The sequence below is a fragment of the Haloferax larsenii genome (genome assembly GCF_024730625.1).
GTDB lineage: Archaea > Halobacteriota > Halobacteria > Halobacteriales > Haloferacaceae > Haloferax > Haloferax larsenii.
In genome coordinates, this window is the sequence record NZ_CP078063.1 from 1,040,296 (window position 1) to 1,055,192 (window position 14,897).

At 63.3% G+C, this 14,897-nt stretch carries 17 protein-coding genes and 1 pseudogene; 8 read left to right on the forward strand and 10 right to left on the reverse strand.

Annotation, left to right across the window (positions count from 1 at the left end):
* Window positions 1-42: 42 nt before the first annotated feature.
* From KU306_RS05335 to eif1A, 6 genes are all read right to left on the reverse strand, one after another.
* Window positions 43-771, reverse strand: a complete 729-nt coding sequence (locus KU306_RS05335) for an NAD(P)H-hydrate epimerase (RefSeq protein WP_258303101.1) — start codon at window positions 769-771, stop codon at window positions 43-45.
* A gap of 123 nt (window positions 772-894) precedes the next feature.
* Complete coding sequence (locus KU306_RS05340) at window positions 895-1,437, reverse strand: KH domain-containing protein (RefSeq protein WP_007544179.1); 543 nt, start codon at window positions 1,435-1,437, stop codon at window positions 895-897.
* A gap of 99 nt (window positions 1,438-1,536) precedes the next feature.
* Window positions 1,537-2,895, reverse strand: coding sequence for an MFS transporter (locus tag KU306_RS05345; protein WP_258303102.1), 1,359 nt, complete (start codon window positions 2,893-2,895; stop codon window positions 1,537-1,539).
* Window positions 2,896-2,975: 80 nt separating this feature from the next.
* Window positions 2,976-3,779 (reverse strand): CPBP family intramembrane glutamic endopeptidase, encoded by an 804-nt coding sequence (locus KU306_RS05350; protein ID WP_258303103.1) that lies wholly within the window; start codon window positions 3,777-3,779, stop codon window positions 2,976-2,978.
* A 3-nt stretch (window positions 3,780-3,782) separates the two neighbouring features.
* The gene (gene rio1 / locus KU306_RS05355; protein ID WP_007544185.1) at window positions 3,783-4,646 is read right to left on the reverse strand and encodes a serine/threonine-protein kinase Rio1; all 864 of its coding nucleotides are present in this window, start codon (window positions 4,644-4,646) and stop codon (window positions 3,783-3,785) included.
* Window positions 4,647-4,744: 98 nt separating this feature from the next.
* Window positions 4,745-5,035 carry a translation initiation factor eIF-1A gene (gene eif1A, locus KU306_RS05360; protein WP_007544187.1) on the reverse strand — a complete coding sequence of 97 codons (291 nt, stop codon included), beginning with the start codon at window positions 5,033-5,035 and terminating at the stop codon, window positions 4,745-4,747.
* A gap of 105 nt (window positions 5,036-5,140) precedes the next feature.
* On the opposite strand from eif1A, the gene KU306_RS05365 reads away from it, so the two are divergent.
* Entirely contained in the window at window positions 5,141-5,320 is a 180-nt protein-coding gene (locus tag KU306_RS05365) for a DUF7470 family protein (RefSeq protein ID WP_007544189.1), read from the forward strand.
* Window positions 5,321-5,347: 27 nt separating this feature from the next.
* Here KU306_RS05365 and KU306_RS05370 read toward each other — a convergent pair whose 3' ends face one another.
* Window positions 5,348-6,334, reverse strand: a complete 987-nt coding sequence (locus KU306_RS05370; RefSeq protein ID WP_007544190.1) for a tyrosine--tRNA ligase — start codon at window positions 6,332-6,334, stop codon at window positions 5,348-5,350.
* 191 nt (window positions 6,335-6,525) lie between these two features.
* On the opposite strand from KU306_RS05370, the gene KU306_RS05375 reads away from it, so the two are divergent.
* A complete protein-coding gene (locus KU306_RS05375) occupies window positions 6,526-6,834 on the forward strand; it encodes an ATPase (RefSeq protein ID WP_258303104.1) in 309 nt (102 codons plus the stop codon).
* Window positions 6,835-6,933: 99 nt separating this feature from the next.
* Window positions 6,934-7,131, forward strand: a complete 198-nt coding sequence (locus KU306_RS05380; protein ID WP_258303105.1) for a hypothetical protein — start codon at window positions 6,934-6,936, stop codon at window positions 7,129-7,131.
* A 124-nt stretch (window positions 7,132-7,255) separates the two neighbouring features.
* On the opposite strand, the gene KU306_RS05385 is transcribed toward KU306_RS05380, so the two are convergent.
* The gene (locus tag KU306_RS05385) at window positions 7,256-9,316 is read right to left on the reverse strand and encodes a DUF460 domain-containing protein (RefSeq protein ID WP_258303106.1); all 2,061 of its coding nucleotides are present in this window, start codon (window positions 9,314-9,316) and stop codon (window positions 7,256-7,258) included.
* 139 nt (window positions 9,317-9,455) lie between these two features.
* On the opposite strand from KU306_RS05385, the pseudogene KU306_RS05390 reads away from it, so the two are divergent.
* Window positions 9,456-10,388, forward strand: a pseudogene (locus KU306_RS05390) (prohibitin family protein); the annotation flags it as partial.
* 2 nt (window positions 10,389-10,390) lie between these two features.
* Complete coding sequence (locus KU306_RS05395; protein ID WP_258303107.1) at window positions 10,391-10,735, forward strand: DUF8108 domain-containing protein; 345 nt, start codon at window positions 10,391-10,393, stop codon at window positions 10,733-10,735.
* 29 nt (window positions 10,736-10,764) lie between these two features.
* On the opposite strand, the gene KU306_RS05400 is transcribed toward KU306_RS05395, so the two are convergent.
* On the reverse strand, window positions 10,765-11,649 hold the full coding sequence (locus KU306_RS05400; protein WP_258303108.1) for a PhzF family phenazine biosynthesis protein: 885 nt from the start codon (window positions 11,647-11,649) through the stop codon (window positions 10,765-10,767).
* A 69-nt stretch (window positions 11,650-11,718) separates the two neighbouring features.
* Entirely contained in the window at window positions 11,719-12,651 is a 933-nt protein-coding gene (gene rnz / locus KU306_RS05405; RefSeq protein ID WP_193788132.1) for a ribonuclease Z, read from the reverse strand.
* 180 nt (window positions 12,652-12,831) lie between these two features.
* On the opposite strand from rnz, the gene KU306_RS05410 reads away from it, so the two are divergent.
* The 3 genes from KU306_RS05410 (at window position 12,832) to KU306_RS05420 (ending at window position 14,850) form a co-directional block, all read left to right on the forward strand.
* A complete protein-coding gene (locus tag KU306_RS05410; protein WP_258303109.1) occupies window positions 12,832-13,857 on the forward strand; it encodes an AAA family ATPase in 1,026 nt (341 codons plus the stop codon).
* Window positions 13,858-14,463, forward strand: a complete 606-nt coding sequence (locus tag KU306_RS05415; RefSeq protein WP_258303110.1) for a protein sorting system archaetidylserine decarboxylase — start codon at window positions 13,858-13,860, stop codon at window positions 14,461-14,463. It abuts the gene before it with no gap.
* Window positions 14,464-14,580: 117 nt separating this feature from the next.
* On the forward strand, window positions 14,581-14,850 hold the full coding sequence (locus KU306_RS05420; RefSeq protein WP_258303111.1) for a DUF7571 family protein: 270 nt from the start codon (window positions 14,581-14,583) through the stop codon (window positions 14,848-14,850).
* Window positions 14,851-14,897: the final 47 nt, after the last annotated feature.

Here is a 14,897-nt window from a genome sequence, read left to right on the forward strand (position 1 = left end):
CGCGGTGGCGACCCGACGACGGCGGTCGATTGCGAGGGTTTATCAAAGACGACGAAGCCAAACTCGGCGTGCGCCAGCGAAGGGGTCGGCGTAGTCGATGTCGAGTGAGTCGTAGACACCTCGTGGAATCCCGATGTCGGCGAGGAGGAGGTCGCCAGCCTCTGCAGTAGCGAGCCCTGTCTTCGGAAGCGCGAGCGTGAGGGTCGTGTCGGGTTCGACCGCGACACCGGGTGCCTCGCCGGTCGTCGCGTCGATACCCGAGGGCACGTCCAGCGAGACGACGTGGGGTGCCGCTGCCGCCTCCACGACTTCGACCAGCGTTGCGGCCGTTCCGCGCAGTGCTCCGGACAGGCCGTAGCCGACGAGGGCGTCGACGACGACATCAGCATCCCGAATAGCAAACTCGGCGCTCGCTGCGGCACCCACTGTCGCATCCGTCGCTCCGAGGATGCGGTGCTGTCGAGCGGCTGCTCCGGTTAGCTCGCTTGGGTCTCTGTCGAGAACGAGCGTCACGTCCGCACCGCCGTTTGCGAGGTGTCGAGCAGCGCAGATTCCGCCGCCGCCGTTGCCGCCGTCGCCCGCGAGAACAACGACTTGACCGCCTACGGCCGCCTCGCGGGCGACCTCGGCGAGGTTGCGCCCGGCGTGTTCCATCATCTGGAGGAGCGCCAATCCGACTTCGTCGACGGCGGCGCGGTCGACCTCACGCATCTCGTCGGCCGTGACGGCGGGGACAGGCTGTCCTTCGTCGCTCTCGAACTGTGGCGTCACAGCTCTCGGTACGTCGGGCGGTGGAAAAACGATGCGGGGCTGGTGCGTCGCAAGCGGTGCCCCGACGGTGGCGTCGGCGGCGGTGCGTGCCGCACCTCAGTGGTGTCTCGTCGGCGAGACGGTTCAGTTGTTCTGTCGGACGTTGAATCCGCTGGTCAGTTCGTTGTGCTTCCGTTCGAGGAACGAGTAGACGGCACCGTGCGGGGCACCGTCGAGAATCATCTCGACGGCGCGGCGGACGGCCTCGACTTCTTCGGGTTGGCCGATGATGCCGAGCGTCGACCCGTAGATGACCACGTCCGCCCCGGTCAACTCTTCCATGAGTTCGCGGGTGCGGCCGTTCTCGCCGATGAGTCGGCCCTTCTTTCGCCGCATGTCGTTTTTGTTGCGGGTGTGTCGGTCGATTTCGATGAGTTCGAACATCGCCATCTCTTGGTCGAGGAGCAACATCGCGTCCTCAGGGGCGAAGCCGCGGCCGACGGCGCGAACGACGTCGGGGGCGACCATCCCGAGAACGGGGTCGCCGACGCTGTCGATGGCGACACTGCCGTTTTCGGAGTCGACGTCGAGGCGAACCTCTGCGCGTCGCTCGATTTCGCGGAGCGTCGAACCACCTTCGCCGATGAGAACACCGATACGGTCCTGCGGCACCTTGACGTGCTGCATACGCGTGGATACCCGGTGAAATGGTTTAAGAGTTCGCTCGCGGGCGCACTGCGTGTGTCTCTCGCACGCTGTGGTTGGTTTTCGCGGACGTCGCCAGACTCACGCGGCGAGTGTCTCTATCTCGTCGATGGCCGGAAGTCGGCGGAGCGACGGAATTGCGAGGACGTAGGCGGCGACGAAGAGTAACCCCACACCGCCAGCGCCCACGACGACGCCCGCGCCGACGGCGTCACCGAGGACGCCGCCGAGTGCCGACCCGACGGGCATCATCAGTGTCGAGAGGCTTCCGACCGCCGCCATCACCCGGCCGAGCAGGTCCTCGGGGACGAGCGTCTGTATCATGGCCATCGTGACGACGTTCGAGATTCCGAATGGGACAGTCGCGAGCGCGAGTAGGGCGACCGTTCCGGGTAGCCACGAGATAGTGACGGCTCCCAGCCACAGAGACCCACTGACAGCGAACAGAGCGATAGAAAGTGCCCCGTACGGCAGGTCGTCGAACACTGAGGCGACTGCCGCACCGACGAGCATGCCACCGGCGATAGCGGCCATGAGTAAGCCGTACGTCTCGGGGCCGCCGCGAGCGTCGGCGAAGGCGGGCATCGTCGCCCACGCACCACCGAAAACGCCGTTTGCGACCAGCCCGGTCACGAGTAGCGGCAGAAGGATACTCCCGCGGATGAACCCGAGACCTGCTCGGAGGTCGTCGAGATAGCCAGTCTCGTCTGCGTCGGCGTCCGCGGTAGAGTCGTCTTCTCCGCCGTCTGCGACCGCACTGGGTGTATCCGGCGAGTCGGTGTCGGTGTCGGTCTCGGTGGTGACCTCGGAGTTGCCCCCGGCGTCGGCTCCCGCGTTGTCGTCCTCACTGGCTGCGGGGATGTACAACCGGACGAACAGGGCCGCCGCAACAGCGAACGACACCGAATCGACGAGGTACAGCGTCACTGCACCTGTCGCTGCGACGAGGACGCCTGCGAGCGCGTTGAACGCCATATCGACGCCCTGGTACGAAAGCGAGAGCAGCGAGTTCGCCGCAACGAGGTCGTCGCCGTCCACGATTCGGGGGACGGCAGCCGACTGCGCCGGATAGACGAGTTGGTTCAGAAGCGACACCAGCGGCATGACGCTGAGGACGACCCACACCGAGAGCAGACTGAGGAACTCCGCGACCGGAATCGTGAGGACCAACACTGCTTGCACGAGTTGCGTACCGACGAGAATCCGCCGGAGCGACCACCGGTCTACGAGTGGCCCGGCGAACACCTGCAATGCCTGTGGGGCCATCGTGAGAAACCCGGCGAGGCCGGTGTAGGCCGACGACCCGGTGAGGCCGTAGACGAGCCACATCGCCGCGATGGCGTAGACACTATCGCCTGCGTTCGTGACGAGTCGGCCGAGTACCAGTCGTCTGAGGTTCGCGTTGCGGACGATAAGCCAGTCGCGTATCGAGACGTTCACGCCCGGTCTGTCGGCCGATTGCGTGATAAATGTCTTCTGAATGATGGTTCTGTTAGCGGTGAAACAGAAGTGTGCTTCTGTCAGGTGGTACCGGATGTGGCCGAACCCAGTAGGCGGGTGCGGAGGTGGTAGACGACGAGCGACGCGACAGCGACAATGATGAACCCGACGACGACAGCGGGGCGGTTGTGGGCCGCCGCGAACACGCCGTAGGTGCCAAGAAACGTGTTGACCGCTGCGTGTCCGAACACCGCCGGGACGAGACTCCCATCAGCCCACTCCGTGGCGACGCCGAACAGAACCGACCACGAGACGGTCAACGCGACGAACGCGAGTGGGTCGCCGCCGCCGACGGCGAACGACTGGCCCGAGAGGAGAAACAGCGGGGCGTGCCACAGTCCCCAGATACTCCCGATGACGACCCCTGCGGTTCCGGGGCCGAAGCGCTCATGGAGGAGTGGATGCGCGAAGCCTCGCCACCCGGCCTCTTCGGCGAGTGGCCCGCCGAGAAAAACGTTCACGAGGAGAACGACCGGTATCGCAAATAGTGGCGGACCGCCGCCGAGTCCACCCGGGACGCCACCGAGTGATGTGACCCAGACGGCAGCGACGGTGGTGACGAACGCGACCACGACGACAGCGACTGCTGGCCACAGGCCGGGCCGCCACGCGAGGTACTTCGAGAGGAGCGCTTTGACGCCGTTTCGGCCAGCGGTCCGCCACGTCAACAGGGACGCCGCGACAGTCGGTCCCCACGCACCGACGAGGATGGCAGCGATGTCGACGGTGTCGGGGAGAACAGATGTGAGGAGCCAAAACGGCCACGCCCACAGCGCCGCGAGACCGACGAACGTGGTGAACCGGCGGGCGACGCTCCCTGCCATCGACTATTCCTCGTCGGTCTCTTCGTCAGCCGTGACGAACTCGTAGAGCGAGTCGGGGTCGGCATCGGCCCCCTGTCGCTGGAAGAACTTCGCGATATTTCGGCAGTCGCGGCGGAGGAACTCCTCGGCGTTCGGATGGTGGACCGTCACGGCCTGTCCGAGGTCGATGACGACGAGTTCGCCCTCGTGGATGATGAGGTTGTACTCCGAGAGGTCGCCGTGGACGAGTCCGGCGCGGTGGAGACGGCGCATATACTCGCGGGTGACTTCGTAGGCGGTGTCGGGGTTTTCGACGTTCACCTCCGAGAGGCGTCGTGCCCGGTCTTCGACCAACCCGACGAGTTCCATGACGAGGACGTTCCGCTGGACTGCGATGGGTTTGGGGACTCTGACTCCGGCGCGTTGAGCGCGTTCGAGGTTGGCGAACTCCTTTCTGACCCACGCGCGGACGACCTGTCCCTTGTCGTTGCCGATGCTCTCGAATCGCGGGTCGCCTTCGAGGTAGTCGCGCATGTGCCGGAAGTCCGAGGCGTTGATGCGGTATATCTTGACCGCGACGTCAGTCTCCTCAGCACCCAGCGCTTCGTAGACGTTCGCCTCCTTGCCCGTCGAGATGGGACCCCCGAAGGCGGAGATGTAGCCGTCTTGGACCAGTTTGTATATCGCCGCGAAGGTGGCGTCGTCGAACACCGACTGTTCGACCTTGAACTGGTCGGCGTCTTTCATCCGCATCCGGAACTCGTCGAAGTCGCGGTCGCGCCGCCGTGCGATGCGGTCCGCCGCGTCGTCGGTGACGTCTATCTCTTCCCACTCGTCACCGAACGCTTCCCCCTCTTGGGGCTCGACCATGCCGAAGTCGTCACTCATTCGTCTGCTTCTACGGGAGACGAGATGAAAAGGGCACAGGTGCTGTTGCGCTGTGTCTCATCGATACGCGATACGTATCGCAGTCGATGTGCGGGCGATTACTGGATGTGACCTTCTCGCCGGAGTTGGTCCGCTTCGGACTTCTCGTAGCGCCACGTCACGTCGGCCTTCTCGTCTTGCCAATCCCACGGTTCGACGAGGACGACGTCGTCCTCTCGAATCCAGATGCGTTTCTGCATTCGTCCGGGGATGCGAGCGGTCCGCTCGACGCCGTCAGCACAGCGGACGCGGATACGATTGGCACCGAGCATGTTGGTCACGACGGCGAACTCTTCGTCGTCGTTCGGCATTCGAAGGTCTCGGCGGCTCTCGTTCTCGTCGTCGCTCATGCGCGAGCGTTTGACGGCGTCATGTTTAAACCCGCCGACGTATGTCTGACGTTCCCCGTCGCACCAAGCGACGCGTTTAGGGGAGTCCCCACTCGCACTGGTGGTATGCTCGATAAACTTGGAACAAAAGGGATCGTTGGAATCGTCTGTCTGCTCGCCGGTATCGGCATCGTCGCCGTCCAAGCGCCCATCGTGGCCGCCGGTATCGCGCTCGTCGTCGCGGGGATGGGTCTCGTGGCGAGCGGTCTGGCAGAGGGTGTGATGAAGATGTTCGGAATGGCCTGAAAAAGCGAGTCGTCGGCAGCGACGAACTCAGTTGTTTATTTTCTCGCGACCGGGCGCGATGAGTTCGTCGAGGTAGCTCGTCAGTGCGCCCTTCGCGTCGAGGGGGTGGAGTTCACCCGATTCGAGGTCCGCTTCGAGCGACTCGTAGTCATCGTATTCGAGGTTGCCACCGTACTCGTCGGGGCGTTCGACGACGACCTGCTCGAACCGCGGGAAGACGTGGTATTCGAAGATTTGCAGGACGGGATTCTCGCGTTCCTCGTCCTCGTCTGTCGGCTCTGGGTCTGCCGTCGGCGGGCAGTAGGCGTCGTTGACCTTGTCTTCGATATCCTCGGTCGTGTCTTCCATCGAGATGGTGACACCCTTCGACGAGGACATCTTCCCGATGCCCGTCGCGAGGTCGGCGATAAGCGGCGTGTGCATGCAGGTCGGCGAGTCCTCGTTGATGCTCGGCAGCGTGTCGCGGGCGAGCATGTGGACCTTTCGCTGTTCCATCCCACCGATGGCGAGGTCGACGTCGAGGTAGACGATGTCCAGCGCCTGCATGATTGGGTAGACCGCCTGCGCGACGGTCACGCTGTCACCGCTCTTGATTTCGGCCATCGCACGCTCGGCACGCGAGAGCGTCGTCTCCAGTTCGAGCGCGTGGAGGTCGAGGATGTAGCTCTCGTCGAGTTGGAACTCCGACCCGAGGACGAACTCGGTTTGGCTTTCGTCGAGACCGTAGGCGATGAACTGTTCTTTCATGCGCTCGGCCGTCTGCCGAATCTCCTCGAATGTGCCCTTGCCGTTGAGGTAGGCGTGTACGTCAGCGAGAAGTACGACTACCTCGAAGCCCGCCGCTTGGAGGTCGATGAGCTTGTTGGCGGTGAGCATGTGACCGATGTGGAGGACGCCGGAGGGCTCGTAGCCCACGTACGCTCGCTTGCCCTCGGGGTCGTCGGCCAGCGCGCGCACTTCGTCCTCCGTGACCACTTCGGAGGCGTTCCGAGTGATCAGGTCGTATGCGTCCATACGTGTTTGGTGACGGGGATGTGGGATATGACTTCTGATAGGGATTATCGTAGTCGTTCGTCATTTCCTTCCGTAAGAATGGATTCCTCCGTCTGTCTGGGGTCGCGAACCCGCCGGTTGGCTACGATACTCCCTATGAAACGCTGCCCGCGGGCGAAACGGACAACACACCGCGGTCCTAACACCGGGTGATGTCCGACTCAGGCACTCGAACGCGCGCGCCGATACTCATCTTCGCCGCGCTCATGCTCGCCGTCTTCGGTCTCTTGGCGGCGATGTGGGCCTCCGTCCGCGGCGGCGACCTCCTCCCGTATATCCTCGGGTTCGCCGTCTACTTCCTCGCGTTCCACATCTACCTTCCGTACCGGGTTCACAAGGATGCGACGTTCAAAGCGCGGAACGCGACGTTCTGGGCGGCGCTCGCGTTCTTCGTGCCGCTCCTGGGCCCTGCGCTGTACTTCATCGTTGGGGGGCTATCCGGTGAGAACTCCGCTGGTTGACTAAATGGTGGTATCGCTCAACCGAGTTCCTCACCGTGTGTTATCACGTTACTGGAGAGACATTTTTAGCATGAAATTGATAAATAAGACAACAGGACAATGAACGAAGAATCAAGATTTGCTGTTGCGGCCGCTCTTGGACTCATCATCTCATTCCTCGTGTTTGTGCCGGTCTTAACACCTGGACCCCTGAGACCAGAAACTTATCTGCGGCTTGACGTGATAGCAGGTTTGTTGGTTGCTTGGATATTCCTAGTGTCTATGTTTGGATATTCTATATCGAATGAGGAAAATTAAAATTAGATAATTTAATAAAATATATTTTTGAAATTAATTGACAATATTTATATACCAATTTATGTAAATTAAGGACAATTATCCCCAGAATAGGATGCACGATATTTAATTGATTTCTGTAAGTCTACCGCCTATCGGCGCGATGCTCGGAGATAATCTGGTCGACCATCTCCTTTTGCTGTTCTTTCTGCCGTTCTTCCGCCCGCGACTCCCAGTCGGCAATCGCGGACTCCACTGCTGACTCCTTGGCAACCGCGAGTTCGTCTATCTCCTGAATCGTCACGTCGTCGGCTGGAGCGACCGGAATCTCGGCTTCGAAGAGGACTTCGTCTGCGACTTCCGAGAGGTTGCCCGACCGGAGGACGACCTTGGGGTCGAACTCGGCGAGGCGCTCGGCGGTCGTTCGCCCCGCGCCGCTGGCGTCGCGGAGGTAGACCACGTCGCCCGCGGCGATGCCGTACTCCTCGACGGTCTGGTCGAGCGCGCCGTTGGTGAACTGCTCGACAATCTTCACGGGCACCAAGTTTCCGCCGGATTCGTTCGCTTCGCTCTCTCCTCCGGCGACTTCCCACTCGCTGTCGCTCGTGAGAATCCCATCGGTGTTCACGTCCGCGAAGTTCGAGTGGTCGAGTTTCCACAGCGACTTCAGACGGTCGAGTTTGTCGGCCAACTCCTCGTTTTCGGCCTCCAACGACTCGACTTTCCGTTCGAGTCTGTCGTTGTCGCGTTCGAGTCTGGACACCTCGCGGCGCTCGCGGGCCTTCCGGCGCTCTTCGCGTCTGGCGTCCGAGAGTTCCTGTTTGTACTCCTCGATGGTCTCGTCTTTCTCCTCGATGGTCGATTTCAGGTCTTCGACGTGGGATTCGAGGCGCTCGACTCGGGACCTCAGCGACCGGATTTCACGCTCTTCGGGCGAGCGGTCGGGTTCGGTCGGGGACTCGTCGCCGGACTCGTCAGTCTCCTCGTCCCCGTCGTCGTCCATCTCGCGGAGGACGGCCTCGACGGACTCCTCGCTTCCGAGGACGCGGGCGATGACCTCCTCGCGGTCGATTTCCGCGGGGACTTTCCGCGAGATGCGTTCGAACTGGTCTTCGTGGTCGTCGAAGGCGAACAAGGCGGCGGCGAGGGCGTCGCGCTCGTGGTCGTTCTCGTAGTTCACCTCGCGGGTGCGGTGGAGTTTTTCGTCCACCGGGATGTCCTTCGGCGGTGCCCAGCCCGCGGCGTCGAAGCTTCGGCGGAACTTCTCGACCGTCTCGGGCATCGGGTGCACGTCGGCCGCGACGAGCGCCGGGCGGCCGCGCTCGATGAGCCATTCGATGACGGTGGCGGTGTCGGCGGTGCGAGTGGAGTGGATGTCGAGGACGCGGCCGTCGAGTCCGACGACGGCGACTGCCGTGGTCGTGCCGGGGTCGATGCCCACGATGACCCGGTCGCGGCGCTTGACGAGGGGTTCGAACTCGATGCCGTCGCGGCGCTCGCGCTCGATTTCGACGCGGGTGTCGCCGGAGCGGTGGGTCGAGACGGGGATGTCTTGCGGCCGCGCTTCGACCGTGTACACCGCTTTCGAGTAGCCGCCGTACTTCTCGGTCACGTCGCGCTCGTAGTCGAGGTTCGCTTCGTCGAGTGCGGATTCGACTTCCCGCGACTCGCGCTTGACCGACCCGTGGATGCGGCGCGTGTAGCGGTCCTGACTCCAGCCGCCTTTCCCGGTCGAGCGCCCTCGAGAGACCTTCACGGTCGTCGTGTTCTCGAAGGCGGTGACTTCGTGACCGACGTTCGCGAGGGCGAGTCTGGCGGCCGCTTCGGCCTCTTTCATCGGCTTCTTGCCGTACGGAACACCGTGTCTCGATGCGACTCGCGAGAGGGGTTCCGGTCGCTCGGCACCGGTCACCTGCACGAGTTTCGTCTCGTGGGGAAGCCACTGCAAGAAGCGAACGAGGTCGTCTTTGTCGGTCGCGAGTTCGTACATGTTGTCCGTCGCGACCATCGCGGGGACCTCGCTCTCGATGAGGCGACGTAACTTGCGGAAGGAGACGACGTCTCGTTCGATTCGGACCTCGTCTGACTCGGTGTCTCGGGTGTCCAACACGACCAACGCGTACGACGGGGAATCCCCTCGAACGTCGCCGCTTTGGATGTCGACGCCGAAGACGACCGAGTCGAGCGCGCTCGTCCGGTCGTTCACGGCGGCGAGTAGGGACGCGCCGAATATATACTCCACGCCGGAGGGAATCTCCCCGCCACACCAGAGCGGAACCTGCTCTCGAATGGGCTGAAAGACATAATACGAAACAAACAACTCATCAGGGTGAAATTTCTGTACGATGAGTGCAGACTCTCCATCACCCCCGTCTATGACCCCGCGGTCACTGACGCGGATTGCCCTGATTGCAGGTATCGCCCTCCTCCTCATCGCTGCCCCCATCGCCGGACTCCTCGCGTGGGAACCCGTCGAAGAAGGGAACGTGAAAGTCGTCAAGAAGTGGGGCGCGACGACCGGAACGGTGTTCGAACCCGGTGCGCACCTCGTCAACCCAGTCGCGCAATCGACTGTCTCCCTCTCGGTCCGCCCGCAGTCGTACACCATGTCGTCGTCGACCGGCGAGGGCGACAAGCAGGGTGACGACGCGATTACCGTCCTCACACAAGACGGTCTCCGAACCGACATCGACGTGACCGTCCGCTACCGAATCGACCAGTCGAAGGCGGTCAACTTCTACCGCAACTACCGGACTCTCGACACCGCAGAAGAGCGACTCATTCGACCGTCGATTCGCTCTGTCCTCCGTACTGAAGCGGGCCGTCTCCCTGTCACCGTCATCTACACCGGCGAAGGTCAGACGCAGTTGAAGGCGGCTGCCGAGAAGGAACTCTCCAACGAGTTCGCCCAGGCGGGCATCATCCTCGAAGCCGTCCAGATTCGGAACGTCGAACTTCCCGGTGAGTACGCACAGGCAGTCGAACAGAAGGAAATCACCGAACAGCGTCGCCAGCAGAAGCAAGACGAACTCGCCGTCGAAGAACTCGAAGCCGAGCGCAAGCGCATCGAGGCGCAGGGACAGGCCGACGCGAACCGCATCCTCGCCGAATCGCTCTCTGACGAGGTGCTGGCCCAGAAGTACATCGAGAAGCTAGACGAGACCGACACGGTGTACATCCCGGTCGGTGACGGCGGCTACCCGCAGTTCGTGCGCTCGCTCGACGGCGATAGCTCGTCTGACTCGTCGACCGACTCCGACACTAACAGCACGTCCAACTGATGCGATTCGGTCGCGAACTCGTCGCCGTCGTCGTCGTGTTCGCCCTCATCGGTGCACTCGTCCGCACCGGTGTCGGGCGGTTCGTCCTCCCAGTCGTGGCTCTGGGTGTCGCCGCGGGCGTCGTCGTCCTCCTCACGCGACGACCGGCCTACACGCGGACGACGTTCGGGCCGCGAACGCGGATTCTCGAATCGCTCTCACCGGATGATGACGCCGTCTGCGTCGAGTGCGGGTCGCCCGCGACGACCGTCAGACGCTACGTCCGCGAGTGGGTGATTCTCGGCGTTCCCGTCGTCCTCCTCGACGACGGGCAGATTCCCATCTGCGACGACCACCGCGACTGAATCGACGGTCAGCTACCCAAGAACCGCTTTTAGACCAGGTTCCCTTCTGCGACGAATTCGACGCGACCACCGACGCGAACAGTGACGTCACCGGCATCGCCACCTTCGTGGCGGGCTTCGAGATAGAGGTGCGAGGGGCGACCCATCTCGTAGCCCTGTTCGACCGTCACCTCGACGTTCGACTCGCCGAAGTACTCGTGCCGAGCGAGATAGCCCGCGAGACAGCCGTTTGCGCTTCCGGTGGCGGGGTCTTCGGCGACGCCGTGGCCGGGTGCGTACATCCGCGCCGCGAGGTCGTTCGCGTCGTCGCGCGGGTCTGGACAGAAGGGAAGCAGATTCTCCGGGCCGCCATCGTCGAGGAACGCCCGGTATGCAGGGAGGTCAACTTCGCTCCGTCCCAGGGCGTCGCGGTCTCGGAGGGGAATCATCAGTGCTGGAAGGCCGGTCGAAACGGACTGCACGGGCCAGTCGGTGTCGAGGTCGTCTACGTCCAGCGAAAGCACGTCTGCCAGCGTCTCGTGGGCGAACTCCTCGCCGAACTCGGGTGCGTTCTGGGTCATCCAGTACACCTCGTCGCCGCCCGCTGTGCGCACTTCGACTGGTATTTTCCCGACACCGAGGTTCAGCGTGATGTCGTCTCCGGCGTCGAAGTGCTCTCGGAGGGCGGCCGCAGTCCCGAGTGTCGGATGTCCTGCAAACGGAATTTCGCCTGCGGGCGTGAAGATGCGAACGTCGAAGCCCTCACCCGGACTTCCGCCTTCGATGAAGGTCGTCTCGGAGTAGTTCATCTCCTTTGCGAGCGCCGCCATCTGGTCGTCCGAAAGCGTGTCGGCGTCTTCGAAGACGGCGAGTTGGTTTCCGGCGTACTTCTCGGTGGCGAACACGTCGAGGATGTGGAAGTCGTTCGAGGGCACGAACAGTGGTGCGTCGGGTGGTGAGAAAAGCGTATCTGCTGTCCGACATGAAACGCGCAGCCCTGTGACTTACTCGTCCGCGTCGCTGTCGGGGTACGGGATGTCGATTTTTTGGCCGTCCTCGGCGACGAACACCTCGCCGTCGAAGACTTCCTTCGCCTGTTCGAGTAGTGGCCGCGGGTTGGCGGCGTAGCGGGCCGAGATGTGCGTCAGTGCGAACCGTCGGACGTTGGCGTCGCGGGCGACGCGAGCGGCCTCGCGGGCGGTCGAATGCGCCGTCTTGGCTGCGCGCTCCGCCTCCTCGTCGGTGAACGTCGCGTCGTGGACGAGTAGGTCGGCGTCTCGGGCAATCTCGATAGTCCTGTCGAGCGGGCGCGTGTCGCCGGTGTAGACGACCTTTCGTCCCGGTCGTGGGTCGCCGACGACGTCCTCGGATTTGATGACCGTCCCGTCTTCGAGTTCGACGTCTTCACCGCTGTGGAGGCGGCCGAATGCCGGTCCAACGGGGACGCCGAGTTCCTCTGCTTTCTCGCGGTTGAATCGGCCGGGGCGGTCGTCTTCGACGAGGGTGTACCCGACTGACGAGGTTCGGTGTTCGGTCTCGAAGGCGCGAATTTCGTAGTCGTCGCCGCGGTAGGCGACGTTGCCCGGCCGGGTTTCGTGAACCGAGACGTGAAAACCGGGCTGGTACCCGCCGGCGTGGACGAGCTTTTTGAGGTGCTGTTTGCTTCCCGGCGGGCCGTGAATGGCCAGCGAGTCGTCGCGCTCGTTGAAGTCGAGCGTCTGAATCAGGCCGGGGATACCGAGGATGTGGTCGCCGTGGAGGTGCGTGACGAATAGGTGCGAGATACCGAACCCGGTCCCGAACCGCATCATCTGACGTTGGGTTCCTTCCCCGCAATCGAACAGCAGGCGCTCGCCGTCGCGGTTCACGAGGAACGCGCTCGGCGCTCGCGCCGTGGTGGGGACGGCCCCGCCGGTCCCGAGGAAGGTCGCACGCATGGACATGAACGTCACTCGTGGCGGCGGGGGTAAACGTGCGTCGAATCTGCGGCGCGGCGACAGTCCCGCGTCGGTGCCGTGCCAGCGTGCCGAGACGACGTATCGCGTCGGCGGCGAGGTGGCGCACGTCGACGACACGGACCGACCGATTCTTACCCGACCGTCTGTTACGGCAGTCCAATGGACGCGCCGCTGTGGACCGAGACGCACGCGCCGACACTCGACGACCTCCCACAGCCGGAGGCCCGCGAACGCCTCCGCCGCGCCGTGGACGAGCCGATGAATCTCGTGGTGCAGGGACCGCCGGGCGTCGGCAAGACTGCCGCAGTCCGCGCGCTCGCCGACGCCGCCCACGAAGACCCCGAAAACGACCTCATCGAACTCAACGTCGCGGACTTCTTCAACCGGACGAAAAAGCAGATTCGACAGGACTCCCGGTTCGAGCAGTTCCTCGACGGTCGAAGCCGCATGGCCAAACGCGACATGATAAATCGCGTGCTCAAGGAGTCGGCGAGTTACGCCCCGATGTCGGGGACTTACAAGACCATCGTTCTCGACAACGCCGAATCTATCCGCGAGGACTTCCAGCAGGCGCTTCGCCGCGTGATGGAACAACACCACCGGACGACGCAGTTCATCATCACCACGCGACAGCCCTCGAAGCTCATCCCGCCGATTCGCTCGCGGTGTTTCCCGGTTCCGATGTCCGCGCCGGCGGACGACGACCTCGAAGCACTCCTCGCCGACATCCTCGACGCCGAGGGTGTCGAGTACGACGCCAGCGGCCTGCAGTTCCTCGCCGACGCCTCGGGCGGCAACATCCGAAAGGCCGTGCTCTCGGCGCAGCGCACCGCCACCGAAGCCGACGAGGTGACGATGTCTACCGTCCACGCCGCTCTCGGCGACGTTGGCTTCGACGACGAACTGAAGACGCTCCTCATCCAGGCCCGCGAGGGAGACATCCGCGACGCCCGAAAGACCGTCACGACACTCCTCGACGACGAGGGCTACGGGGGTCAGGAACTCCTCCGTGGCATCCTCCGCGTCGCCGACGCGACGCCAGAGCGATTCGCCGACGGCGAACTCGCCCGCCTGCACGAACTCGCCGGAGCGGTCGATTTGGACCTCGTGACCGGTATCGACGCCCGACTCCACATCACGCACCTCCTCACGAGTTGGGGCGCGGAAGTCCGCGACGAGGCCTGAATGAAATTCGCACCCGGCTATCGACGGTTCGCTCTCCCGGCGTTCCTCGGTGCGGCAGTCGCGGCGTTCGTCTTCCTACCCGCAGGCGCAGTGCTTCTCGGTGTCGGCGCGTTCGTTCTCTGGTTCTTCCGCGACCCAGAGCGTACGCCCCCGGCTGAACCGGGTGTTATCTCACCGGCCGACGGTCACGTCTCCGTGATTCGAGAAGAGGGGAACCGCGTTCGCGTGGGGGTGTTCATGAACGTCACCGACGTGCATGTCAACCGCGCGTCCGTCGCGGGCGAGGTTCGGGATGTGACCCACCGTCCCGGTGCCCACAAACCGGCGTTCTCGAAGGACTCCGATAGGAACGAGCGCGTCGATATCGAAGTCGTGGACGACCGCGGCGACGAGTACGAAATCTCGCTCATCGCCGGGGCATTCGCCCGGCGGATTCACCCCTACGTCGCGCCCGGTGACGAACTCGCCCGCGGCGACAAAATCGGTCACATCGACTTCGGCTCTCGGGCGGACGTATTGTTGCCTTCGGAGTTCGGTGTCGAGGATATCGTCGTCGAGAAAGGCGAGTCGGTGCGGGCGGGCGAGACGGTTGTGGCGAAGTCGTAGTCGCGTCCCTCCATTCCTGCAACCGCCCCACTTCACTCTCTCAGTACTGTTTCGATTTTGAGAGCTTCGCGGCGATAGATATATGTACTATGCTACCGACCCACATTCTGTACCGCTATGAAGCCATGTCACAGTTGTCGGTCGGTCATCGACGAGTATTTCCTGGACAAACAACTCGAAACGCTGCGCGACCTCACAGTGGACGACTTCAACATCTGTGCGGATTGCGTGACCATCGTCGACGATGCGTGCGTGGAATGCGGCGGCGGGGTGTACGTCCCGCAAAACGAATCGGACGTTCCCGACTACTGCCCGGCGTGCCGGTCTGACCTTATCGCGCAAACCGGTCAGGACCCGGGTTGGAACTGCGACACCGTCTCAACGTAAACGGCTCCCCCGGCTCTCACCGTTTGCGCTTTTTGGCTGACTCTGAC